We start from the raw sequence: 24,028 nt of genomic DNA, 5'->3' as shown, positions 1-24,028 counted from the left end.
ACGATCCTATTTCGGCGGGTTGTCCCGGGGCGCTCCTCCCGCGTCATCCGGCCCGTGCGGTGCGTCACCATCGCGGGGCGAGCCCGCGCCGTCGCCCGTCTCGGTGTCCCGCGCCGCGTCCGCCTCGCCGTGCGATGCGAGGTACGCCTCGACCGCCGCGCCGAGGTCCTCGGCGGAGGGGAGCTCGTCTGCAGAGCCTGCCAGGAGCGACCTGCGCGGCACCTCCGCGCTGCGGTCGTCGAAGCGCTCCTCGAGCCCAGAGATCACCTCGCGGATGTCCTCGGATGCGGCCACCTGGTCCGCCACCTGCCGTTCGACCTCGCGCGCGGCCTCCCGGAGACGATCGCTCGGAAGCATGAGAGACGCAGCCGCGCCGAGGTGCTCGAGGCCGGTCACGGCCGCGGCAGGATACTCGGCCTCGGCGAGATAGTGCGGGACGTGGACAACGAATCCGGTCACGTCATGGCCTGCCTCAATGAGCCGGAGCTCGATTAAGTGCCCCACCGCGGCGGGGAACTCGACGACGGGCTTCCATCGCGAGATCCCCTCGACGAGCTCGGGCCGGTTGCCGTGGACCGTGACTCCGAGGGGCCGCGTGTGCGGAACAGGCATGGGGATCGCATGGACCCACAGCGTCTGGCTCACCTCAAGCTCTTCGACGAGGCCGACGACGGCCCGCGCGAACCGCTCCCACTGCAGGTCTGGTTCGGGTCCGGACAGCAGGAGGTAGGGCCTCCCGAGCCCGTCTTCGAGTCGGTAGAGCGCGAGCTTCGGGGTGTCGTAGTCCTCGAGGTGGTCTTCGACGAAACGGATGCGGGGCCGGCGCGAGCGGTAGTCGAGCAGCTGGTCGACGTCGAACGCCACGAGGGCGCCATCGGCCTGGACGCTGATCAACTCCTCGCTGATCTGGCGCACGGCATGGCCGGCATCCGCGAACCCGGTGAAGCCCATGATGAGCGGCAAGCCACGCACACCCTCGTCACGGCTGAGCTCGAGGGCTGCTGTGTAGAGGCCGGCGGGATCCTGCAGTGGCCCGGAGGCGGGGTCGATCACGGCATCTGTCCTCTCTTGACTCTGCACGCTCCAACAGTCATTGGCCCTCTATCATTCCATCCGCACCCGCCCTGCCGCCCGGCGTCCGGCTACGATCGGGAAGACGTGACCCTTTCCACCACAGTTCCCCCGCACGGGCGAGGCCGGCGCACTGCACCGCAGCCCCTGCAGAATCGAGGCGCCGCAGTGTTCAGCAACCGTGAAGTCACCCTGAGGGCAGTGTCGAAGGACCTGCGCAAGACCCCGAGCGATGTGCTCGTCATCGGCGTCGCGCAAGGGGCGGACGGACCTGTGCTCCTCGAAACCCCACTGAGCGAGCGAAATGCCGAGGCCGTCGCCTCGACACTCGCGGCACTCGGCGTCACGGGCGCTCAGGACCAGCTGCACCGGCTCCCCGGGCTCCCCGAGCTGGGAGCGCATGTCCTTGCGCTCGTGGGTATCGGCAAGCTCGACGGCGACGCCGCGCCGAGCGCCGAACAGCTGCGGCGCGCGTCCGGATCCGCCATCCGCCAGCTCGCGGGCAACGACACGGTGGTCCTCGCCCTGCCTTCCTCGACGGCGGAGGACATCGCAGCCGTCGCGGAGGGCGCCGCACTGGGCGCCTACTCCTATACAGAGCACAAATCGGCCGACGCGGTTGCCCTTGACGCCGGCACCAGCATCAAGGGCAACGTGGGCAGCGCGATCCTCTACGCGCCGGCAGTGGCCGCGGCCGATGCTGAGGCTGTGCTCTCCCGCGCGTCGATTGTCGGCGCGGCCGTGAACGCGACCCGCACGCTCGTCAACATGCCGCCGAGCCAGCTCTACCCCGAAACGTTCGCAGAAGCTGCACGGGACCTCGCGAAGGCCCTGCCCGTGAAGGTCACGGTGTTCGACGAGAAGAGGCTCGCCAAAGAGGGCTTCGGGGGAATCCTCGCCGTCGGCCAGGGCTCCTCCCGCCCGCCCCGGCTGGTCAAGGTCGAGTACGTCCCCGCGAAGGCGGCATCCGCCAAGAACATCCATCTGGTGGGCAAAGGCATCACGTTCGATTCTGGCGGCATCTCGATCAAGCCGGCCGCCAACATGGAACAGATGAAGAGTGACATGGCAGGGGCGGCAACCGTCCTCAATGCGGCACTCGCAGCTGCCCGGCTGGGGCTCCCCGTCAAGGTCACGGCCTGGCTCTGCATTGCCGAGAACATGCCGTCGGGCAGCGCCCAGCGACCGTCCGACGTGATCACCGTCCGGGGCGGCCGCACGGTCGAGGTCCTCAACACCGACGCTGAGGGGCGCCTCGTGATGGCGGACGGGCTCGCGGCGGCGAGTGAGGAGAACCCGGACGCGCTGATCGACGTCGCGACGCTCACCGGTGCGGCGCTCATCGCGCTCGGCACCCGCACGGCGGGTGTCATGGGCGACGACGCCGTGACCCGCCCGCTGCTCGACGCCGCCGCGGACGCGGGCGAGGCGGCCTGGCCCATGCCTCTCCCCGAGGAACTGCGCGTGGGGCTCGACTCGGCCACGGCAGACATCGCGAACGTGGGCGAGCGGCCAGGAGGCATGCTCACCGCCGCGATCTTCCTCAAGGAGTTCGTCGGCGAGCGTCCCGACGGCAGCTCGGTCCCGTGGGCCCACCTGGATATCGCCGGGCCGGCGTTCAACACGGGTTCGGCCTATGGACACACTCCCAAGCAGGGCACGGGATCGACCGTCCGGACCCTCATCGGCTACCTCGAACGCGTCGCCAGCGCCTGACGTCCGAGGCCCCAGCCTGCCACCCGGCCACTGCCACCCTTCGTCGGCCAACAGACAGTTTCCATAATTCGAAATTTAAAATCCATCTGTTGAGAAATGATAAAGTTCCGTGAGTCTGGACACAAGGCAGCGACTTTCGTTCGGCGAAGGTGGAGCATAGTCAGTCGGGGGGATAGGGTTTCCCTGAATACCCGGCCGGCGCGCTACAGCCGCAGGCCAACTGTCACATCCGACGGCGGAACACGCCGTCCTCAAGGCGAGGGAGCGTACACGTGGCCGAAGAGGCAACTGCGCACGAATTCGACATCTTGATCCTCGGCGCAGGAAGCGGCGGCTACGCTGCCGCAATCCGCGCCTCCGAGCTGGGGTTCAGCGTCGGGCTCGTAGAGAAGGGCAAGCTCGGCGGCACGTGCCTGCACACCGGCTGCATCCCGACCAAGGCGCTCCTCCACTCGGCCGAGCTCGTGGACCACGCCCGCGACGCCGCCAAGTACGGCATCAACGTCACTCTCGACAGCATCGACATGCCCGCTGTCAATGCCTACAAAGACGGCATCATCTCCAAGAAGTGGAAGGGCCTCACGGGCCTGATCAAGGCCAAGGGCATCACGGTCATCGAGGGCGAAGGGCGGCTCACCGCCCAGGACACCGTCACCGTCGACGGCACTGCCTACAAGGGCAAGAACATCATCCTCGCGACCGGTTCCTTCTCGAAGAGCCTGCCCGGCCTCGAGATCGGCGGCCGCGTGATCACCTCCGAGCAGGCGCTCACCCTCGACTACGTGCCCAAGAGTGCGATCGTGCTCGGCGGAGGCGTCATCGGCGTCGAGTTCGCGTCGGTCTGGAACTCGTTCGGCGTGGACGTCACGATCGTCGAAGGCCTTCCCTCGCTCGTCCCGAACGAGGACGCCACGATCGTCAAGCAGCTTGAGCGCGCCTTCAAAAAGCGCGGCATCAAGTTCAGCACAGGAACGTTCTTCCAGGGCGTCGAGCAGGATGAGAACGGCGTCAAGGTGACGCTCGTGGACGGCAAGACGTTCGAGGCCGAGCTCCTCCTCGTCGCCGTCGGCCGTGGCCCGCTCACTGCCAACCTCGGGTACGAGGAGGCGGGCATCACCATGGACCGCGGCTTCGTCATCCCCAACGAGCGCCTCCACACGGGCGTCGGCAACATCTACGCCGTCGGCGACATCGTTCCCGGCGTCCAGCTGGCCCACCGCGGGTTCCAGCAGGGCATCTTCGTGGCTGAGGAGATCGCCGGGCTCAACCCCGTCGTCGTCGAGGACATCAACATCCCCAAGGTCACTTACTGCGATCCCGAGATCGCCACGGTCGGATACTCCGAGAAGGCCGCGAAGGCCAAGTTCGGCGACGACCAGGTCGAAACCGCCGAGTACAACCTCGCGGGAAATGGCAAGAGCTCGATCATCGGCACGTCAGGCCTCATCAAGATTGTCCGTCAGAAGGATGGCCCCGTGGTGGGCATCCACATGATCGGCGCCCGCATGGGCGAGCAGATCGGCGAGGCGCAGCTGATCGTCAACTGGGAGGCGTACCCCGAGGACGTCGCCCAGTTCATCCACGCCCACCCGACGCAGAACGAGAGCCTCGGCGAGGCGCATCTCGTACTGGCCGGCAAGCCCCTCCACGGCTGAACCGACGCAGACACCATTCGCACAGAGAAGAATCTAGGAGCACGGGCACCCATGTCTGAATCCGTTACCCTTCCGGCCCTCGGTGAAAGCGTCACCGAAGGAACCGTCACCCGCTGGCTCAAGCAGGTCGGCGACCGAGTCGAGGTCGACGAGCCCCTCGTCGAGGTCTCCACCGACAAGGTCGACACCGAGATCCCCTCCCCCGTCGCGGGTATCCTCGAGCAGATCCTCGTCGCCGAAGATGAGACTGCCGAGGTCGGCGCACCCCTGGCCATCATCGGCGACGGCGCATCGGCGCCTGACGCCCCTGCGGCACCCGCCGCCGAGCAGGCCCCCGCGGCGCCCGAGGCTCCGGCTGCTGCTCCCGCGCCAGCCGCTGCTCCCGCGCCGGCCGCTGCTCCCGAGCCCACCACCGAAGCTGCCTCCACCGCCCCGGCCGAGGGGCACGAAGTGAAGCTCCCCGCCCTCGGTGAGAGTGTCACGGAAGGCACCGTGACCCGCTGGCTCAAGGCCGTGGGCGAGACCGTCGAGGTCGACGAGCCGCTCCTCGAGGTCTCCACCGACAAGGTCGACACCGAGGTCCCCTCGCCGGTCGCCGGTACCCTGCTCGAGATCAGGGTCGCAGAGGACGAGACCGCAGAGGTCGGCGCCGTGCTCGCCGTCGTCGGCTCCGGTGCTCCGGCAGCCCCGGCTCCCGCTCCCGCCGCCGCACCGGCACCCGAGCCCGCCGCCGCACCGGCACCCGCTGCGGTCCCGGCACCGGCCACCCCGGCTGCACCGGCTGCTCCTGCTGCACCGGCTCCGGCCGCCGCGCCTGCGCCGGTCGCAGCGGCGCCTGCCGCGCCTGCCGCTCAGGGCACCGAGTCGGGCTACGTCACACCTCTCGTGCGCAAGCTGGCCAACCAGAACGGCATCGACGTCACGAGCCTCACCGGCACCGGCGTCGGCGGCCGTATCCGCAAGCAGGATGTCCTGGCTGCGGTCGAGGCAAAGAAGGCGGCTGCAGCTCTGGCTGCCACGCCCGCCCCGGCCGCGGCTGCGTCCAAGGAGGCCTCCGCGGCTCCTGCGTCATCGCTGCGCGGCACCACGGAGAAGGCGCCCCGCATCCGCCAGGTCATCGCCCGGCGCATGCGCGAGTCCCTCGACATCTCGACGCAGCTCACGCAGGTGCACGAAGTCGACATGACCAAGATCGCGAAGCTCCGCGACCGTTCCAAGGCGAAGTTCCTCGCCCAGAACGGCGTGAAGCTCACGTTCCTGCCGTTCATCGCGAAGGCCGTGGCCGAGGCGCTCAAGCAGCACCCGAAGCTGAACGCGGAGTACAACGAGGAAACCCAGCAGATCACCTACCACAACGCGGAGCACCTGGCGATCGCGGTGGACACGGACAAGGGCCTCCTCGTCCCGGTCATCAACAACGCGGGCAACCTCAACCTTGCCGGGCTCGCGGGCCACATCGCCGACGTGGCTGCGCGCACGCGCAACAACAAGATCGGTCCCGATGAGCTCTCCGGCGGCACGTTCAGCATCACGAACATCGGCTCGGTCGGCGCGCTGTTCGATACGCCGATCATCAACCAGCCGCAGGTCGCCATCCTCGGCACCGGCGCGATCGTCAAGCGCCCCTGGGTCTCCCAGAACGCCGAGGGCGACGACGTGATCTCGGTCCGCTCGATGATGTACCTCTCGCTGACCTACGACCACCGCCTCGTTGACGGTGCGGACGCCGGACGCTTCCTCCAGACGCTCCGCGCACGCCTCGAGGAGGGCGCGTTCGAGGCCGATCTGGGACTCTGATGCGTCTCTGACGCTATAGATCCAGCCAGACGCACGACGGCGCCCGCCCCCTTTCCCGGGGCGGGCGCCGTTGCGTCGTGGCGCCCCGACATTCGTTACGCACTTGGAACGCGCTCGCCGCCGGTTTCGACGGGGGCCCGCTCGGCCCACCACTAAACTCGGGACCATGACTGTCGTCCTGAACATTGTGATTTTCCTGCACGTGGTGGGTGCGGCGATGATCGTCGGCCCATGGATCGCCAACATGAAGAGCCCCACGGTCGGCCCGCGTCAGTTCGACGGTGCCATGACGCAGCTCGTCACGGGCATCATCCTCGTGGGACTCGTGACCGTGCTCTCGAAGCAGGCAGACAGCGGCGTCGAACCCCTCACCACGAGCCTGTACATCAAGCTCACCGTGAAGTTCATCATCGCGGTAGTGGTCGGCGCGCTCGCGTTCGTGGGCAACCGACGGCGTAAGGCCGGCGAGACCGTGTCCCCTGGACTCGCGCACGGCGTCGGCGGTCTCGCGCTGCTCAACATCGCGATCGCCACGATCTGGCAGTGACGGCTATCTGTCGCTGATGCAGAGGCGCGCACCGAAGCGCCCCGATCGAAGGCCCCGTCCGCCGGCTTAATGCTCAGCGTGCGGGGCCTCGCTGTGCCTACGATGGGCCAAGACGGCGCGGTCGTTCCGTCCGCGCCGCACAACAACGATTTCGCGAGGAGCACGCATGCCTACGATCCGCAAGGCGCACACCGTCTGGCAGGGCAATCTGTTCGAGGGCTCCGGCCAGACGACCCTCGACACATCAGGGCTCGGCACCTACGACGTCACATGGAAGGCCCGCACCGAGGAGGCCAACGGCAAGACGAGCCCAGAGGAGCTGCTCGCCGCGGCCCATGCCTCGTGCTTCTCGATGGCGTTCAGCAACGAGCTCGACGGCGCGGGCTACAAGGCCGAGCGCATCGAGACGTCCGCAGAGGTCGGCTTCAAGGCGGGCGAGGGCATCACCGGCAGCCAGCTCACGGTCACCGCGCAGGTCCCCGGCATCGCCCAGGACGAGTTCCAGCAGATCGCCGAGAAGGCCAAGGCCGGCTGTCCGGTCAGCTCGGCTCTCTCGATCCCGATCACGCTCAAGGCCACCCTCGAGTCCTGAGCCTGGGCCAACGGCCACACCGACCAGAACTGACCCTCCTGCGGCATTGACAAGAGAGGTCCCTCCCGGAGGAGGGGCCTCTCGCCGTCTGAATCGCGCCACGTGACGGGTTCCGCCGTCACGAACGGGCTCCGCCCACGCGAGGACCGGCCCTGCCCGTGCTGGCAAGGCAAGGCCCCGCCAGCCGGGCTCAGCCCTCGTAGGCGGGCACCGCCTCGGCCTCCGCGAGGTCCTGCGGGCGCGGAGGGAGGGCCGTGGGATGCACCGAACGGTACCCCTCGCGCGCCGGGGGGCGCTGGGTCGGGATCTCGACGAGCATCTCCTTGAGCACGCCGATGCCGTGCTCAAGCTGCGGGTCGATCCCCGCGGCGTAGGCCTGCGGCGGGTACGGCACCTCGATGTCCGGCTCGACGCCGAAGTTCTCGACACCCCAGCCGATCCCGCCCTCGAACCACGTCGCGTAGCGCGGCTGGGTCACCGACGTGCCGTCGGCGAGCTTGAACCGGTTGTCGATCCCGATGACGCCGCCCCAGGTTCGGGTGCCCACCACGGGGCCGATCCCCCGCAGCTTGCCCACCTGGGTGATGATGTCGCCGTCGGATCCGGCGAACTCGTCGGCGAGGATCACGACGGGTCCGCGCGGGGCGTGCCGCGGGTACGTCCTGGGCTGCTCTCCACGCGGCATGGTCCAGCCGATGACGCGGCGGCCGATGAGCTCCGCGACGAGCTGGGACGTGTGCCCCCCGCGATTGCGGCGCACGTCGACGACGAGCGCGTCGAGCGCGGTCTCCGTGTCCAGGTCACGGTGGAGCTGAGCCCAGCCGCGAGCGCCCATGTCCGGTACATGCAGGTAGCCGAAGCGCCCCTCGGACGCCTCGCGCACGAGCCGCCGGTTGGCCTGCACCCATTCCTGATAGCGCAGTCGCTCCTCATCGCGGATGGGCACGACGGCGATCCGCCGGGTCGCCCCAGCGCGGTCGCCATGCTCGGAGCCGTTGAGCATCGTGAGTTCGACGACCTTCCCAGCCGCGCCCGCGAGCGCGATGGCGGGGCCGAAGTCGGAGGTGAGTGGCACGCCGTCCACGGCGAGAAGGCGGTCACCCGGGCGGACCCCGGCACCGGAGGAGGCGAGCGGCGACGAGGCGAGCGGGTCCGAGGATTCGCTGGCCAGGACCCTCCGCACCACCCAGCCGCCGTCGAAGTCGAACTCGCCGCCGAGACGGCCCTGTCCCCCCGCACCGGGCTCCGTCACGAGAGTCGGCGTGACGTAGGCGTGCGATGTGCCCAGCTCGCCATGCATCTCCCAGAGCAGGTCGACCAGATCGTCGTGCGAGCCGAGCCGGGGCACGAGGGGACGGTACCGATCTCGGACCTCGTCCCAATCGGCGCCGGCCATGTCGTCGGTCCAGTAGAAATCGCGCTGGAGGCGCCAGGCCTCGTCGAAGGCCTGCGCCCAAACGGCGATCGGGTCCAGTCGGACCCGGATGCGGTCCAGGTCCACACTCACGTGCTCGCCGTGTCCGTCCTCTGCCGGCTTGTCGCTCGGCACGCTGTGGACTGAGCGTTCGCGCACGTACACGACCCGGCTGCCGTCGGCGCTGACCCTGTAGCGTTCGAGCGCGCTGACGATCGTCGTCTCGGCGCCGGTCGCGAGGTCGAGGCGGTGGAGCGTCGGAGCGGCATCCTTGTCGCTGGGCTTGGCCTTTCCCTCGCCCGTGGCGCCGGTGAGGTCCTGGGACATCCAGAGGAGGGCGTCCTTGGTAGCCGTGAGCCGAGAATAGTTGCCCTGGCGTACGGGCAGCGACGTGATGCGGTGCTGGATGCCCTCCAGATCGACCGTCACCTCGATGTGGTCCACGTGCTGCCCGGCAGGCGTGAATCCCTCGGACGCGTCGGTGCCCTCCGACGGCTCGGTGAGATAAGACTGCGCGTCGTCATGCGTGGCGGGATCGGAATCGGTGGCGGCGTCCTCGGGGGCGGACTCCGAGGTGAACTCTGCGACCCGCGGGCCGAAGGGGCTCGAGGTCGTCGCCGCGAGCGGCACAATGTACGGCTTGATGGGACTCGGGAATGAAAGATCGAATGAGTGGCCGTCGTAGACCGGATCGAAGCTGCGCCCCGAGAGGAAGGCGAGGTACTTCCCATCCGGGGTGAAGGCGGGCCATGCGTCCCAGAAGCGTCCGTCGGTCACGTCCGCGACCCGGCCCGTCTCGCGCTCGGCCAGACGCACTTTCGAACGCGCGCCGAATGCCGTCACGGGCTCGCTCCACGAGAGCCACCGCGAATCGGGGCTCCATGCGAGCTGCTCGATCGTGCCCTCCTCGACGGTGCTGAGGGTCGTCGCTGTGCCGTGCTCTGCGTCCACGAGGTAGACGTCGCCGAACGAGGTTCCGACGGCGATGAACTTCGCGTCGGGGCTCGGGACGAGCTCGGCCGGCCGGTGCGGGGACGGCAGGGCGATGCGGCGCAGGCTCGGAAGCGTGTCCGCCTCGTCCGCCGCCGGAACAGCGGTCCGCGCAGGCACGGAGTAGGACCGCAGGCTTCGCTGGCCCCCGGCGGACCCCGGCATATCCGGCGTGCGCCGAGCCGACTCGGTCCCGTTGCCGGTCCCATCTGCGGGGCCGCCCGCGGAAACGTCGCTGCCCGCCGCAGCCCCGTCGGCGGCACCGGCGGCGCCCTGCGCGTCGAACCCTCCGCGTCCGCGCGCCGAGACAGGCAGGGGAAGGCTGTGTGCGGTGACGTCACCGTCACCGGCCGGGGCGCCGTCGTGCGTTGCGGGCACGGGGTGTGGGGTTTCGTGGGAGGCAGCCGCGGGGTCGGCGGCGAGACGCCGGATGAAGAGCCCTTCTTCGCCGTCGTGGTCGGCGATGAACACGACGGAGTCCGCCCCGAGGGGCCGCGCCAGGCGCGCGCGAACGCCGGGGGTCGCCTCGACGACCCGGGACGGGCCGTCGCGGTGCGTGAGCCAGTGCACGGTGCCGTGGGATTCGACCACGCTCGCGCGGCCGTCAGGAGTCGGGACAACCTCGCCGAGGTGACGGCCGACGGCGAGCGGAACCGTGCGTCGGGACGTGGAGGCCGAGGCGAGTGCCACTTCAAGGCGGCGGGGCTCCGCGTCGAGGCCGTCGAGGATCCAGAGCTCCCCCGCGCTCTCGAAGACGACGCGGCGACCGTCAGTGCTCGCATGCCGCGCGTAGAAGCGGTCCAGGTCGGTGTGGCGCGCGAGATCGCCGCCGGTGCGGTCGACCGAGTAGAGGTTGCCGACTCCCTCATGGTCAGAGAGGAAGGCGATGCGCCCTCCCACCCACATCGGGTCGGCGAGGTTCCCGTCCAGACCGGTGGCGAGACGGCGGAACTCTCCGCCGCCGTCCGGATCGATCCACAGCTTGCCCTCGGCCCCTCCGCGGTACCGCTTCCAGTGCGCAGGGTCTCGGGTCAGGACACTCCCGACAACGACCGGACGATCGTCACCCACGCTCGGCCCGAAGGCCACCGAGTCCACCGGTCCGTACGGGAGCTCCTCAAGCCACCCGCCGTCCACAGGGATCGAGTACGCGTGGGTGTGCCGGCCGTCCGGCTGGTTGTGTGCGCTCGTGACGACCACGCGTCCGTCCGGTGTGAACCCCTTGACGCGTGTGGTCGAGTGGCCGAACCAGCTCAGCTGGCGGAACCCGCCGCCGTCCACGTCGGCCGAGACCACCTCGGGCGCACTGCCCTGCACCACGGTCCACACGACCTTGCTGCCGTCGGGTGCGAAGCGCGGGTTGCGCGCGGGGAGGCCGAGCGACGAGAGCCGCCAGGCGCGGCCGCCGGCAACTGGCGCAAGCCAGACGTCATCCTCGGCGACGAACGCCACGAGGTCCCCGTGGACGTGGGGATAGCGGAAGTAGCTGGAGCCAGTCATTCTCCGATCATAGGCAGGGCAGCGACCCGCGCCGGGTCCGTCGGAGGCCGCCACGGCGAGTGTGACCTACATTGCACCGGAAGAGGTCATGACGCGGGTGCAGGAGGCTATGCGGCGGCGATGCGCGCGACCTTCCAGCCCTGCTCGTCGCGCTCGAGGATGATCCTCAGCTCCTGGTCGAGGCCCGCCGGCCGCTCCCCCACCGTCACGCCGTCGCTGTCCTTGACGGTGTAGCCGCTCGTCACGATCCGCACGCGCACGACGGCGGTCTCCGCGCCCGGGGTGGGCGGCCCTGCGGACGGCAGGGAGGCCTGGCCCGTCTCCCCCGTTTCGAGGTCGGCGGAGAGGACCCGTGCGGCGAAGCCTTCGAGCCTCTGGCCGTCGGCGATGAGCCGGTCGAGGAGGGCCGCATCTGCCGATGCCGCGTAGGAGCCCTTCGCATTGACCGTGTCGAGGAGCTCACGCTCCTGTCCCGCGATCGCCCGCGCGCGGATCTCGGACAATGCTTGGACGGCCTGCACGGGGTCGGCCGCGTCTGCGCCGCGGCGCAGGGCTTCGGGGAGCACCGACCAGGCTACGGGCCGCGGATAGCCGGCCTGCGCTGCGGTGCCGGCACTTCGGCCCTCGGCGCCGCTCATGCCCGGCCCGAAGGACCCGATCCACCACGCGCCGGCGAGCACCGCGGCCCCGAGAACGGCCGCCGCCGACCACAGCAGCCCGACCCGCAGTCCAGCCCGCGAGTCGCTCCGAGGCGTCGTCCGTGGGCGGCGGGCTGTGGCAGCGTGCCTGCGTCCGGCACCCTGCAGACCGGAGCTCCCGGGTCCCAGACCGCCAGAACCGCTGGCCCGGGGGCGCTGGATGCCGGAGCGCTGGACGCCTGACCGCCCCATGCCTGACCGCCCCACGCCGGAGCGCAGGAGACCGCGGGGCCAATGCCGGGCAGACAGAGGACCCCGTCTCCCGGACGGCGGCTCCCTCCGTCGCGTCAGCAGCTCCGGGAGGACGCTCGCGTCCACGGCGGGCGCGAGGTCCACGCTTGCCGGGCGCGCACTGCGCAGCACCGAACGCGCGAGTTCCTCCGCGGACGGCCGCTGCCGGGCGTCATCGCGCAGCGCTGCCTCGATGGCCGCGGCCAGCTCGGCCGGCACGTCCTCGATGATGAGCGAGAGGGGTGGTCTCTGGTCCGTCGGGGCAGGCGGCTCGCCGGTGAGGATGAACCAGGCCACCGCACCGAGTGAGAAAACGTCGCCCGCCGCGGCGAGCGTGGCGGGTCCGAGCCCGCGTGCGCGACCGGGCCGGGCGGCGTCGTGCGTGAACGGGTCCGCTCCACTGGCAGGCCCGGCGCCTGCCGCAACCGGGTCGGAGAAGCCCGGCGTTCCGCCGTGGTTCGAAGCGGCGTCCCCGACCATTCGGCCGAGGCCGAAGTCCGCGAGCATCGGCATGCCGTCCACCGTGAAGAGGATGTTGCCCGGGGAGACGTCTCCGTGCGCGGTGCCCTCGGCGTGGAGCGCCGCGAGGGCCTGCGCGATCGGTGCCACCACGGTGATGCACTCGCCGATCGGGAGTCGGCCCCGCACCCGCAGGAGATGGCCGAGCGAACCTCCGGGGGCATAGTCGCTGAGGATCGCGATGGCATGCCGCCCCGTTCCGCCGGCGGCCTGCGCCGACATGGCCCGATGGACCGGAAGGACGTGGTCGTGCGGGCGCGCACGGGCGATCCTCACTTCCTTCTGTGCCTGGGCGAGGGCGTCGTCCAGATCGGCGCCCTCGGCACCCGCGAGCAGGACCTTCGCCGCGAACTGGCGGCCGCTCGCTGCCTCACGCACCAGCCACACCGTCCCCGCACTGCCCACGCCGAGGGGACGCAGCACCTCGTGCCCGGCGAGCACCGGAATCCCGTCGGCGGGGCCCGCGGCGCCGCCGCTGGCGGGGACCTCGGCCGGATTGCCGCCCGCACCACCATGACCAGCGCTGAAAGCGTCCATGGCTCATGTCTACCCCAGATCGGGAAAGTGCCTCGGAAGTTATCCACAGGCGGCCCGGATGCGAGGCTCGTCACACTCTTCGGGAAGCCTCCGAGCGGAGGACTAAGCTTGTCCGCATGACTCTTGCGTTCACCCGGCTGGGGTTCGCGCCTGACTACGTCGAATACACCGATGGTCTGGCCGCCCAGCTCAAGCTCCACGAGGACGTGGCGGCGGGAACCGCCCCCAGCACTGTCCTCCTCCTCGAGCATTCCCCGGTGTACACCGCCGGGAAGCGCACCGAGGACCACGAGCGTCCTCTCGACGGCACCCCCGTAGTGCCCGTGGACCGAGGAGGCAAGCTCACCTGGCACGGCCCGGGCCAGCTCGTGGGCTACCCTATCGTCAGGCTCGCCGAGCCGCGCGGCGTCCGCGCCTACGTCGAGCTCCTCGAGAACGTCATGATCACCGTCATCTCGGAGTACGGGGTCAAGGCCGAGCACGTCGACGGGCGCTCAGGGGTCTGGGTCCGCGCGGACGAGCGCGGCGGTGACCGGAAGATCGCCGCCATCGGCATCAGTGTGCATGAAGGGATCACGGGCCACGGCTTCGCGATCAACTGCAGCAACACCCTTGAGCCCTACGAGCAGATCATCGCGTGCGGCATCACCGATGCCGGGACCACCACGATCTCCGCCGAGTGCGGCCGGGAAGTCGGCCCGCTGGACATCGTCGGCCGGATCACGGAGGAGCTCTCCCGCCGTGCCGGCGAGTTCGTCGCCCAGACCGAAGGAGTTCCCGCGTGACCCTCGCACCCGAAGGGCGCCGCATGCTGCGCATCGAGCAGCGCAACGCCGCCGTCCCCGTTGAGCGCAAGCCGGAGTGGATCAAGGCCAAGGTCCAGATGGGCCCTGAGTTCATCCAGCTCAAGAATCAGGTCAAGAAGGAGGGGCTCCACACCGTCTGCGAAGAGGCGGGCTGCCCCAACATCTTCGAATGCTGGGAGGACAAGGAGGCCACCTTCCTCATCGGCGGCTCGGAGTGCACCCGTCGCTGCGACTTCTGCCAGATCGACACGGGCAAGCCCTCCCCGCTGGACCGCTTCGAACCCACCAAGGTGGCCCGTTCGGTCCAGTCCATGGCGCTGCGCTACGCGACCGTCACGGGCGTTGCCCGCGACGACCTCGAAGACGAGGGCGTGTGGCTGTACGCCGAGACGGTCCGCAAGATCCACGAGCTCAATCCGGGCACCGGCGTCGAGATCCTCATCCCCGACTTCTCCGGCAAGCCTGAGCACATCACCGCGATCTGCGAGTCCAGGCCCGAAGTATTCGCACACAACGTCGAGACCGTGCCGCGCCTGTTCAAGAGCATCCGGCCCGCGTTCCGATACGAGCGTTCCCTGGACGTCATCACCCAGGGCCGCAATCAGGGCATGGTCACGAAGTCGAACCTCATCCTCGGCATGGGCGAGACCCGTGAGGAGATCTCCCAGGCGCTGCGGGACCTGCACGACGCCGGGACCGACCTCATCACGATCACGCAGTACCTGCGCCCGTCGGAGCGCCACCACCCCGTGGATCGCTGGGTCAAGCCCCAGGAGTTCGTCGAGCTCTCCCAGGAAGCCGAGGAGATCGGCTTCCTCGGCGTCATGAGCGGGCCCCTCGTGCGGTCCTCCTACCGGGCCGGCCGCCTGTGGGCCACCGCCATGCGCAAGAAGGGCTGGGAGATCCCTGCCCAGCTGGCCCACATCGAGTCCTCCGGCACCACGCGCCAGGAGGCCGCAACACTGGTCGCCGCCCACCTCGGCTGAGGCCGCGCACATCCACCGGAACGCCCGTTCTCGCTGAGAGCGGGCGTTCGGGCGTCCCGCGAGGCCGCCGGTGACTTAGAATTGAGGCACTATGGCGAAGAGCACCGACACCACGCCCTCGGACAAGGCTCCGAAGAAGGCGAAGAAGCCCAACGGCTTCCAGCAGTTCATCCAGGTCTTCCAGATGACTCGGAAGGCCGATCCCAACTCCGTGTGGCTCATGCTGCTCGTGTTCCTCGGGGTCACGGCCGTGAGCCTGCTGATCGGATTCCTCGTCGACAACTGGATCACTGGCCTCATCATCGGCGTCCTCCTGGGCGTCCTGGGTGCGGTCTTCATCCTCAGCCGGCGCGCCGAACGCGCCGCCTACTCGCAGATCGAAGGTCAGCCCGGCGCGGCCGGCGCCGCCCTCAACTCGCTCCGCCGCGGCTGGATCGTCGAGGAGCAGCCAGTGGCCGTGAACCCGCGCACTCAGGACGTCGTGTTCCGTGCGGTCGGCCGCCCCGGCGTCGTCCTCGTGTCCGAGGGCCCGAGCACCCGCGTCCGTCCGCTCGTCGAAAGCGAGCGCAAGCGCCTCGCCCGCATCCTCCCCAACGTTCCGATCCACGTGATCGAGACAGGCCGCGACGAGGGTCAGACCCAGCTCCGCAACGTTGCCGGCGCCATGAACAAGCTCAAGCCCCAGTTGACCAAGGTCGAGGTCACCGCGGTGAACAAGCGCATCGGGTCCCTCGGCAGCAAGCTGCCCATCCCGAAGGGCATCGACCCGAACAGGGTCCGCCCCGACCGTCGCGCGATGCGCGGTCGCTGAGAAAGGCACGGAATAACCGCACTCTGAAGCGAAAGGCCCCGGCAGGACTGCCGGGGCCTTTCGCATGCCGGCTGCAGCCCGATCACTTTCAGCCCCATCGCTTTCAGGGAGCTACGACCGGTGACCTCAGAGGTGCGTGCAGGTGGGCTTCTAGAGGCGCGTGACGACGGTCCCCGCGGCCTTGTCGTGGATGCCTCGCTGGTCCGGGTCGAAGATCACCGCGGGGATCACGAGGCACAGCAGGAGCGTGCGCAGAGCCGCCCGCGGAATCCCGACCGACCCGCCATCGAGGCGACGCACCTTGAGGCCCGCGAGCCGGTGGCCGAGGCCGAAGCCCGCCAACCCGACGAGAAGCACCTGTTCGAGGGCGAACACGAGGAGGATCGACATCTGGCTTCCGCCGAAGAACGCGGCGGCGATCGCGTAGGACGCTGCCCAGTCAATGCACAACGCCAGGACGCGGCGCCCCGGCCGGCCTACGGAGCCCGGTCCCGTGCGCGGCATGCCCAGCCGCCTCCCCGGGAAGTCCCCTTCAGCGAGCTGGGGGCCACTGATCCAGGATCCGATGTCTCTGCGGTCGATCATCCATCCATTCTAGGAGCGTCAGAACCCCCGACCTGCCCGGGGTCAGCGGACGACTTCTGGGCGCGGGCTGGCCCTCGGGATCACGTGCCGCTAGCGTTTACACGGGGTCGGGCCGCGTAACCTCGCCGAAACAATGCCGACATGGACGGGAAACCCCCTGTTCGTAGTGTGGTACCAGTTGCAGCGAGGCGTTCGGCGCCGCGCAGTGCATGCGCGTGCGATGATCGCGCCGGCCCGACTGTTACCACCGACGCATTAGGAGTACAGATGTTCAAATCTGCGGATGAAGTCCTCACATACATCAAGGATGAGGACGTCAAGTTCGTCGATATCCGTTTCACCGATCTCCCGGGCGTCCAGCAGCACTTCAACATCCCGGCCAAGACGGTCGACGACGACTTCTTCAAGAACGGCCAGCTGTTCGACGGTTCCTCGATCCGCGGATTCCAGGGCATCGCCGAGTCTGACATGCAGCTCATCCCGGATGTCACAACGGCGTTCCTCGACCCGTTCCGCGTCGAGAAGACCCTCGCGCTGAACTTCTCGATCGTGAACCCGCGCACAGGCGAGCCGTACCACCGCGATCCGCGCGGCGTAGCAGAGCGCGCCGAGGCGTACCTCGCCTCCACCGGCATCGCAGACACGGCGTTCTTCGCCCCCGAGGCCGAGTTCTTCGTCTTCGACAACGTCCAGTTCGAGTCCTCTCCGCAGGGTTCCTTCTACAAGGTCGACTCGATCGAGGCCCCGTGGAACTCGGGCCGCGAGGAAGAGGGCGGCAACCTCGGCAACAAGACGCCGTTCAAGAGCGGGTACTTCCCGGTGGCCCCCGTGGACCACCAGGCGGACCTCCGCGACGCCATGTGCCTCGCCCTCGACGCCGCAGGCCTCGAGGTCGAGCGCTCCCACCACGAGGTCGGCGCCGCTGGCCAGGCCGAGATCAACTACCGCTTCTCGACGCTCGTGCGTGCTGCGGACGATCTTCAGAAGTTCAAGTACATCATCAAGAACACGGCGCTCGAGTGGGGCAAGACCGTAACCTTCATGCCGAAGCCCATCTTCGGCGACAACGGTTCGGGCATGCACTGCCACCAGTCCCTGTGGAACGGCAGCGAGCCGCTCTTCTACGACGAGAAGGGCTACGCCAACCTCTCGGACCTCGCCCGCTGGTACATCGGCGGCCTCCTGAAGCACTCCTCCGCGGTGCTTGCGTTCACGAACCCGACGGTGAACTCGTACAAGCGCCTCGTCAAGGGCTTCGAGGCCCCGGTCAACATGGTGTACTCGCAGGGCAACCGCTCCGCCGGCATCCGGATCCCGATCACGGGCTCGAACCCGAAGGCGAAACGCATCGAGTTCCGCGCGCCGGACCCGTCGTCGAACCCGTACCTCGCGTTCTCGGCCCAGCTCATGGCCGGCATCGACGGCATCCGCAACCGCATCGAGCCGCCGGCTCCGATCGACAAGGACCTCTACGAGCTTCCGGTCGAGGAGGCCCGCGACATCCCGAAGGCTCCGGGTTCCCTCGAGGAGGCCCTCGAGGCCCTCGAAGCCGACAACGAGTTCCTCCAGGCAGGTGGCGTCTTCACCCAGGACCTCATCGAGACGTGGGTTGCCTACAAGCGGGAGAAGGAGATCATGCCGCTCTCGCTGCGCCCGAACCCCTACGAGTTCGAGCTCTACTTCGGGGTCTGATCCTCGCCCTCCCGGCGCGGCCTGTCCGCGCACGACGGCGCCCCTCGCCTCCTGCTGCCAACCGGCGGAAGGCGAGGGGCGCCGTCGTCATCCCTGGCTTCACAGTGCCACTGCAAACGCAGACGTGTGCGGCGCCCGGGCTATCCAGCGAGGGTCGTGAGGATTCCGGCCGAGTCGCCCTCCGCGGTCACGTCGTGGCGTGGACCCGGGAGCACAGCGAGCTGGCCGGCGCTGAGGCGCAGCTCGGCGTCTCCCCCGCGCACCACGAACGTGCCCGAGAGCACCTGGAGGGTCGCGGCGACCGGCTTGGCGTGGTCGCCGAGCACCTGGCCGTCGAGAATCGCCAGGAGTGTGTGCCTCAAGTGCCCGTCGTGCAGGAGTGCCCGGGCGCTGCGGCCATGTGGGCTCTGGCGCGCCTTCTCCAGCTCGTCCGCTGCCGCGCGGCCGAGGTCGATCGTCTCATCCATCAGTCATTCCCTTCATCCGTCCGGTGCGCCGTGGGGATCACGGCTCTGCCGCGTAGAAGCGTCGCTCGAACACCTGCCGAGCCCGGCGGGTGACATTGAGATAGTGCTGCTCGAGTGCACTCGCCTGGTCCTGGGGATAACCGCACCACCGCGCCACGGCCTCGAGATCCCGGCGCGAGGACGGCAGGAGATCCGACGCCCGCCCGCTCCAGGCTACGTTCGCGCTCCGGATGCGGCTCGCGAGCCGCCACGCCTCGGCGAGGAGTTCCGCCTCGTCCGCCGGGATGAGGCCCAGCGTCGAGGCGGCCGAGAGCGCTTCCATCGTGCCGGTGCTCCGCAGCTCGGGATGCCTAGCTCCGTGCTGGAGCTGGAGCAGCTGCACGAGCCATTCAACGTCGCTCAGTCCACCGCGTCCGAGCTTCACGTGGCGGGACGGGTCCGCGCCCCGCGGCAGCCGCTCGGACTCGACCCGGGCCTTGATCCGCCGGATCTCCCGGATATCGGCGGCTGAGAGCTCCTCGGGGTACCGCACGGTATCGACGAGGGCCATGAAGTCGTGGGCGAGGCTGTCGTCGCCCGCCATGGGCCGGGCCCGCAGGAGTGCCTGGGCCTCCCACACGAGCGCCCAGCGCCGGTAGTACTCGGCGAAGGAGTCGATCGAGCGGACCAGCGCTCCATTCTTCCCTTCGGGCCGCAGATCGGCGTCAAGGGCGAGGACGCGCTCGGCCAGAACCGGAGGCTTGAGCGGCTGGGTGAGGAGAGCGGACAGGGTGCCAACGATGGACAGCGCCTGGCGCTGCGCCGCCTCGGGCTCGGCACCTGGCAGTGGCCGATGCACGTAGATGACGTCGGCGTCCGACCCATAGCCGATCTCGCGGCCTCCCTGACGCCCCATGGCGACGACGAGAACGTGGGTGAGCAGCGCGCCGTCGGCCTCCTCCGCCGCGGCCTCGGCGATCCTGAGCGCCCCGAGGACCGCGGCCTGGTCCGCGTCAGAGAGCGCGCGGCCGACCGCGTCCGGGTCGATCACCCCTGAACTGTCTGCCAGGGCGATCCGCAGGATCTCGCGCCGCCTGATAAGCCGGACAAGGCGCATGGCCGCCTCATGCTCCGTGTGACGGGAGAGCTTGGACTTGATCTCCTGCCACTGGGACTCGAGGGTCAACGGCTCGAGGTCCGCATCGCTGCCGAGCCATTTGACCGACTCCGGCGAAACCTCGAGGAGATCTGCGATGAGTCGGGAATCGGCAAGCACGTGGGAGAGACGCTCGGCCGCAGCGGCAGAGTCCCGCAGGAGTCCCAGATACCAATGGGTCGTGCCCAAGGCCTCGCTCACACGCCGGAAGGCGAGCAGGCCGCCGTCGGGGTCCGCGCCCTCGGCGATCCAGCCGAGCAGCACAGGCAGGAGCTGCCGCTGGAGCGCCGCACGCCGGCTCACGCCTGCCGTGAGGGCCTCGATGTGCCGCATGGCGCCCACGGGGTCCCTATAGCCCAGAGCCGCGAGCCGGGCCTGGGCCGCCTCCGGGGTGAGCCTCGCCTCGTCGGGGCTCAAGTTCGCCACGGTGTTGAGCAGCGGTCGGTAGAAGATGCGCTCGTGGAGCTCGCGCACACGGCGCTTGGTCCTGTGCCACGCGTCGAGGAGCTGTTCGGGGGACGGGCGTCCGGTCTCAAGGACGCCCTGCACCGAGCGCGCGAGCGCCCGCAGCGCGTCATCGGAAGTGGGCATGAGGTGGGTCCTGCGGAGCTTGGTCAGCTGCACGCGGTGCTCGAGGAGCCGGAGATACCGGTACGAGGAGTCGAACTCCACCGCGGCCGCGCGCCCGATGTAACCGCCTGCCGCGAGCGCAGCGATGGCCGACGTCGTGTCGCGGACCCTCAGCGACTCGTCGGCGCGGCCGTGCACGAGCTGGAGCAGCTGGACCGTGAACTCGACGTCGCGCAGGCCCCCCGCGCCCAGCTTGATCTGCCGGTCGGCCTCGGCCGCGGGAATGTTGTCCGTGACCCTGCGACGCATCGCCTGCACCGATTCGACGAAGCCGTCCCGGCCCGCGGACGCCCACACGAGCGGGCTCACGGCGGCCTCGTACCTCGCGCCGAGATCGCGGTCGCCAGCAATGCAGCGGGCCTTGAGGAGCGCCTGGAATTCCCAGCTCTCGGCCCAGCGCGCATAGTAGGCCAGATGTGAATCGAGGGTCCGCACGAGGGGCCCGTCACGGCCCTCGGGCCTGAGATTCGCGTCGACCTGCCACAGCGCGGGCTCCCGCCCGGGGGACCACACCGCGCGGGCCAGGCCGCTCGCGAGCGCGGTCCCGATCGTGGCCGCACGCGTCGCGTCGACAGACGCCGAGCCAATGGACCCTGCACCGTCCGGCGAACCTTCAGCCTCGATGACGTATACGACGTCTACGTCCGAGATGTAGTTGAGTTCGCGCGCACCGCACTTGCCCATGCCGATCACGGCGAGGGCGACGGCGGCCACCTCCTCGCGCCCGAAGCTCGCCTCCGCCTCTGCTCGCGAAACCGCCAGGGCCGCCTCGAGTGCGGCGCCCGCCAGATCGGAGAGTTCCGCGGCAGCGGCCGGCAGGAAGTCCGTGGGAGATGCGGCGCCGAGGTCACGCAGGGCGAGCTCGCAGAGATGGCGTCGGTAGGCGATGCGCAGCGCCGCGTACGCCTGGGGACCCGTCGACGATGCGACGGGACGCGACGACCCGGGGTCTGCGCCCACGGAGCGCAGCAGGGACTCCCGCAGGAGCGCCGGGTCCGCCCCGACCGGTTCCGCGGAGAGGTGCGTCTTGAACACGTCGGTGTGCTCGGGGTGGCGGATGAGGAACTCGCCGAGGGCCTCGGAGGCGCCGAGCAGCCTGAAGAGCGGCTCGCTCCGGCCGATCCCAGCCTCGACGAGCTGGCGGATGTCCGGCCGGCGTTCAATAAGCCTCACGAGACCCAGGAGGGCGCCGTCCGGGTCGGGGGCAGTCGCGAGGCCCTCGAGGAGCGCCTCACCGTCAAGGCCTTCGAGCTCGCGGGCCGCGAGGAACCGCTCCGCCCTCTCCGGATCAGCCGATCCAATCGAGATGAGCCGGCGCGTCAGACTCGGGGCCACCCTGTGCTCCTAGAGGATCCCGAGGTTGCGGTGCAGCTCGTAGGGGGTGACCTCGAGCCGGTACTCGTTCCATTCCTGCCGCTTGTTCCTCAGGAAGTACTCGAAGACCTGCTCGCCCAGGATCTCGGCCATGAGCTCCGATTCCTCCATGGCGTTGACCGCGTCATGGAGGCTCGCGGGCAGGGGCGCGTGCCCCAGCGCACGGCGCTCCGCTGAGGTCAGGGCCGAGATGTCGTCCTCGGCGGCGGCGGGAAGCTCGTATTCCTCCTCGATGCCCTTCAGACCCGCCCCGAGGAGCACCGCGTAGGAGAGGTACGGGTTGGTTGCCGAGTCGATGCCGCGGTATTCGACCCGGGCACTCGTCCCCTTGCCCGGCTTGTAGAGGGGCACGCGGACCAGGGCCGAGCGATTGTTGTGGCCCCAGCTGAGGTAGCTCGGCGCCTCTCCCCCGCCCCACAGGCGCTTGTAGGAGTTCACGAACTGGTTGGTAACGGCGGTGAACTCGGTGGCATGCCGCAGGAGCCCCGCCATGAAGTGGCGTGCCGTCTTGGACAGCTGGTACTCCGCCCCGGGCTCGTGGAACGCATTGCTGTCGCCTTCGAAGAGGGAGAAGTGCGTGTGCATCCCGGAGCCCGGATGAGCCGAGAACGGCTTGGGCATGAACGTCGCGTAGCCGTTCTGCTGGATCGCGACCTCCTTCACGACGGTGCGGAACGTCATGATGTTGTCCGCAGTCTGGAGCGCATCGGCGTACCGCAGGTCGATCTCGTTCTGGCCGGGGCCGCCCTCATGGTGGGAGAACTCGACCGAGATGCCGACGGATTCGAGCATGTTCACGACAGTGCGGCGGAAGTCCTGCGCGACGCCGCCGGGGACGTGGTCGAAGTAGCCGCCCTGGTCCGCGGGAACCGGCGAACCATCGGGGCCGAGCTGGTCCGACTCGAGCAGGTAGAACTCGATCTCAGGGTGGGTATAGCACGTGAAGCCCATCTCGGCGGCCTTCGCGAGCGTGCGCCGCAGGACGTTGCGCGGATCGGCAAGCGAGGGCTCGCCGTCCGGTGTGAGGATGTCGCAGAACATGCGGGACGTCGGCTCGGTCTCGCCGCGCCACGGAAGGATCTGGAAGGTCGAGGGGTCCGGCTGCAGCAGCATGTCCGATTCGGACACGCGCGCGAGGCCCTCGATCGAGGACCCGTCGAAGCCCAGACCCTCCTCGAAGGCCCCCTCCACCTCGGCCGGGGCGAGCGCCACCGATTTGAGCGCCCCGACCACGTCCGTGAACCAGAGACGGACAAAGCGCACGTCGCGTTCCTCGATAGTCCGGAGGACGAACTCCTGCTGACGATTCATGGGGTCTTCGCATCCTTACCGTCTGGGCCCTGCACGCTTCCCCCACTCTACTGAAGCATCGACTACTCTCGTGCGTATGGCCCCCACGAGTTCTGATGAGCAGCGCCCTGACGAGGCGGTTGCGCCCTACGGGACCGGCTCGGCCTCGACGCCGCGTACCGCACGCGTCCGGGTCCACCATCTGGCCCAGGCCAAGGAACGTGGCGAACACTTCGCCATGCTCACCGCGTATGACCAATACACGGCCCGGATCTTCGACGAAGCCGGCATCGAGATGCTCCTCATCGGCGATTCCGCTGCGAACAACGTCTACGGCCACGAGACGTCGCTGCCGGTCACAGTCGACGAACTCATCCCGCTCGTCCGCGCCGTCGCAACCTCGGCCCCGCACGCCCTCATCGTCGCCGACTTCCCTTTCGGCAGTTACGAGGCCTCCCCTGCCCAGGCCATCGCGACGGGCGTCCGTTTCCTCAAGGAGGGGCTCGCCCACGCCGTGAAGCTCGAAGGCGGGGCCTACTACGCGGACACGGTCCGCGCCATGGTCCAGGCGGGCATTCCCGTCATGGCCCATATCGGCTTCACTCCCCAGAGCGAGCACGCGCTCGGCGGGTACCGCGTGCAGGGCCGCGGCGACGACGCAGCTCGCCTCATCGAGGACGCGAAGGCCCTCGAGTCGGCCGGGGCGTTCTGCGTGCTCATGGAGATGGTGCCCGCCGCAACGGCGGCCGCGGTCGACGCCGCGCTGACGGTCCCGACGATCGGCATCGGCGCCGGCAACGCGACGACCGGCCAGGTACTCGTGTGGCAGGACATGGCCGGCCTGCGGGGCGGTCCGGGCGTCAAGGTCGCGAAGTTCGTCAAGCAGTACGCGGACCTGCGGACGGCACTCCTCGACGCCGCACGCCAGTACCATGACGAGGTGCGCACGGGGCAGTTCCCCGGACCCGAACACTCGTTCTGAGCG

At 69.3% G+C, this 24,028-nt stretch carries 17 protein-coding genes; 10 read left to right on the top strand and 7 right to left on the bottom strand.

All coding sequences use genetic code 11. The features are described 5' to 3' along the window. Positions 1–6: 6 nt before the first annotated feature. Positions 7–1,053 carry a proteasome assembly chaperone family protein gene (locus AB5L97_RS08435; protein ID WP_307956578.1) on the bottom strand — a complete coding sequence of 349 codons (1,047 nt, stop codon included), beginning with the start codon at positions 1,051–1,053 and terminating at the stop codon, positions 7–9. A 186-nt stretch (positions 1,054–1,239) separates the two neighbouring features. Between AB5L97_RS08435 and AB5L97_RS08430 the strand changes: the two genes are divergently transcribed. The 5 genes from AB5L97_RS08430 to AB5L97_RS08410 all read left to right on the top strand — a co-directional run bounded on the left by AB5L97_RS08430 (position 1,240) and on the right by AB5L97_RS08410 (position 7,378). Continuing rightward, positions 1,240–2,787: a leucyl aminopeptidase gene (locus AB5L97_RS08430; protein WP_369047169.1), complete on the top strand. Its 1,548-nt coding sequence runs from the start codon at positions 1,240–1,242 to the stop codon at positions 2,785–2,787. A gap of 272 nt (positions 2,788–3,059) precedes the next feature. Further along, positions 3,060–4,442: a dihydrolipoyl dehydrogenase gene (gene lpdA / locus AB5L97_RS08425; RefSeq protein WP_307956580.1), complete on the top strand. Its 1,383-nt coding sequence runs from the start codon at positions 3,060–3,062 to the stop codon at positions 4,440–4,442. 51 nt (positions 4,443–4,493) lie between these two features. After that, entirely contained in the window at positions 4,494–6,239 is a 1,746-nt protein-coding gene (gene sucB / locus AB5L97_RS08420) for a 2-oxoglutarate dehydrogenase, E2 component, dihydrolipoamide succinyltransferase (RefSeq protein ID WP_369047168.1), read from the top strand. 166 nt (positions 6,240–6,405) lie between these two features. Continuing rightward, the gene (locus AB5L97_RS08415; protein WP_307956582.1) at positions 6,406–6,786 is read left to right on the top strand and encodes a hypothetical protein; all 381 of its coding nucleotides are present in this window, start codon (positions 6,406–6,408) and stop codon (positions 6,784–6,786) included. Between the two features lie 166 nt (positions 6,787–6,952). After that, positions 6,953–7,378 carry an OsmC family peroxiredoxin gene (locus AB5L97_RS08410; RefSeq protein WP_307956583.1) on the top strand — a complete coding sequence of 142 codons (426 nt, stop codon included), beginning with the start codon at positions 6,953–6,955 and terminating at the stop codon, positions 7,376–7,378. A 190-nt stretch (positions 7,379–7,568) separates the two neighbouring features. On the opposite strand, the gene AB5L97_RS08405 is transcribed toward AB5L97_RS08410, so the two are convergent. Together AB5L97_RS08405 and AB5L97_RS08400 are read right to left on the bottom strand one after the other, a co-directional pair. Further along, a complete protein-coding gene (locus AB5L97_RS08405; protein ID WP_369047167.1) occupies positions 7,569–11,282 on the bottom strand; it encodes a S41 family peptidase in 3,714 nt (1,237 codons plus the stop codon). Between the two features lie 107 nt (positions 11,283–11,389). Continuing rightward, on the bottom strand, positions 11,390–13,267 hold the full coding sequence (locus tag AB5L97_RS08400) for a serine/threonine-protein kinase (RefSeq protein ID WP_369047166.1): 1,878 nt from the start codon (positions 13,265–13,267) through the stop codon (positions 11,390–11,392). Between the two features lie 116 nt (positions 13,268–13,383). Between AB5L97_RS08400 and lipB the strand changes: the two genes are divergently transcribed. From lipB to AB5L97_RS08385, 3 genes are all read left to right on the top strand, one after another. Further along, positions 13,384–14,052: a lipoyl(octanoyl) transferase LipB gene (gene lipB, locus AB5L97_RS08395; RefSeq protein WP_307956586.1), complete on the top strand. Its 669-nt coding sequence runs from the start codon at positions 13,384–13,386 to the stop codon at positions 14,050–14,052. Beyond that, positions 14,049–15,059, top strand: coding sequence for a lipoyl synthase (lipA, locus tag AB5L97_RS08390; protein ID WP_307956587.1), 1,011 nt, complete (start codon positions 14,049–14,051; stop codon positions 15,057–15,059). The genes lipB and lipA overlap by 4 nt, the downstream gene beginning before the upstream one ends. A 91-nt stretch (positions 15,060–15,150) precedes the next feature. Further along, on the top strand, positions 15,151–15,870 hold the full coding sequence (locus AB5L97_RS08385) for a DUF4191 domain-containing protein (RefSeq protein ID WP_369047165.1): 720 nt from the start codon (positions 15,151–15,153) through the stop codon (positions 15,868–15,870). Positions 15,871–16,020: 150 nt separating this feature from the next. Here the strand turns inward: AB5L97_RS08385 and AB5L97_RS08380 are convergent, their stop codons facing one another. Continuing rightward, positions 16,021–16,455, bottom strand: coding sequence for an RDD family protein (locus AB5L97_RS08380; protein WP_369047164.1), 435 nt, complete (start codon positions 16,453–16,455; stop codon positions 16,021–16,023). A gap of 267 nt (positions 16,456–16,722) precedes the next feature. On the opposite strand from AB5L97_RS08380, the gene glnA reads away from it, so the two are divergent. Further along, on the top strand, positions 16,723–18,147 hold the full coding sequence (glnA, locus tag AB5L97_RS08375; protein WP_307956590.1) for a type I glutamate--ammonia ligase: 1,425 nt from the start codon (positions 16,723–16,725) through the stop codon (positions 18,145–18,147). 140 nt (positions 18,148–18,287) lie between these two features. On the opposite strand, the gene AB5L97_RS08370 is transcribed toward glnA, so the two are convergent. The 3 genes from AB5L97_RS08370 to AB5L97_RS08360 are packed head-to-tail and all read right to left on the bottom strand — an operon-like array spanning position 18,288 to position 23,064. Next, complete coding sequence (locus tag AB5L97_RS08370) at positions 18,288–18,614, bottom strand: cupin (RefSeq protein ID WP_307956591.1); 327 nt, start codon at positions 18,612–18,614, stop codon at positions 18,288–18,290. A gap of 37 nt (positions 18,615–18,651) precedes the next feature. Then, positions 18,652–21,714 carry a bifunctional [glutamine synthetase] adenylyltransferase/[glutamine synthetase]-adenylyl-L-tyrosine phosphorylase gene (locus AB5L97_RS08365; RefSeq protein ID WP_369047163.1) on the bottom strand — a complete coding sequence of 1,021 codons (3,063 nt, stop codon included), beginning with the start codon at positions 21,712–21,714 and terminating at the stop codon, positions 18,652–18,654. A gap of 9 nt (positions 21,715–21,723) precedes the next feature. Next, the gene (locus AB5L97_RS08360) at positions 21,724–23,064 is read right to left on the bottom strand and encodes a glutamine synthetase family protein (protein WP_307956593.1); all 1,341 of its coding nucleotides are present in this window, start codon (positions 23,062–23,064) and stop codon (positions 21,724–21,726) included. A gap of 76 nt (positions 23,065–23,140) precedes the next feature. On the opposite strand from AB5L97_RS08360, the gene panB reads away from it, so the two are divergent. Then, on the top strand, positions 23,141–24,025 hold the full coding sequence (gene panB / locus AB5L97_RS08355) for a 3-methyl-2-oxobutanoate hydroxymethyltransferase (RefSeq protein WP_369047162.1): 885 nt from the start codon (positions 23,141–23,143) through the stop codon (positions 24,023–24,025). Positions 24,026–24,028 lie beyond the last annotated feature (3 nt).

This window comes from Sinomonas sp. P10A9 (assembly GCF_041022165.1).
GTDB lineage: Bacteria > Actinomycetota > Actinomycetes > Actinomycetales > Micrococcaceae > Sinomonas > Sinomonas puerhi.
The sequence above is the reverse complement of the archived record's forward strand: the minus strand, read 5'-3'. Positions and strand labels throughout refer to the sequence as shown.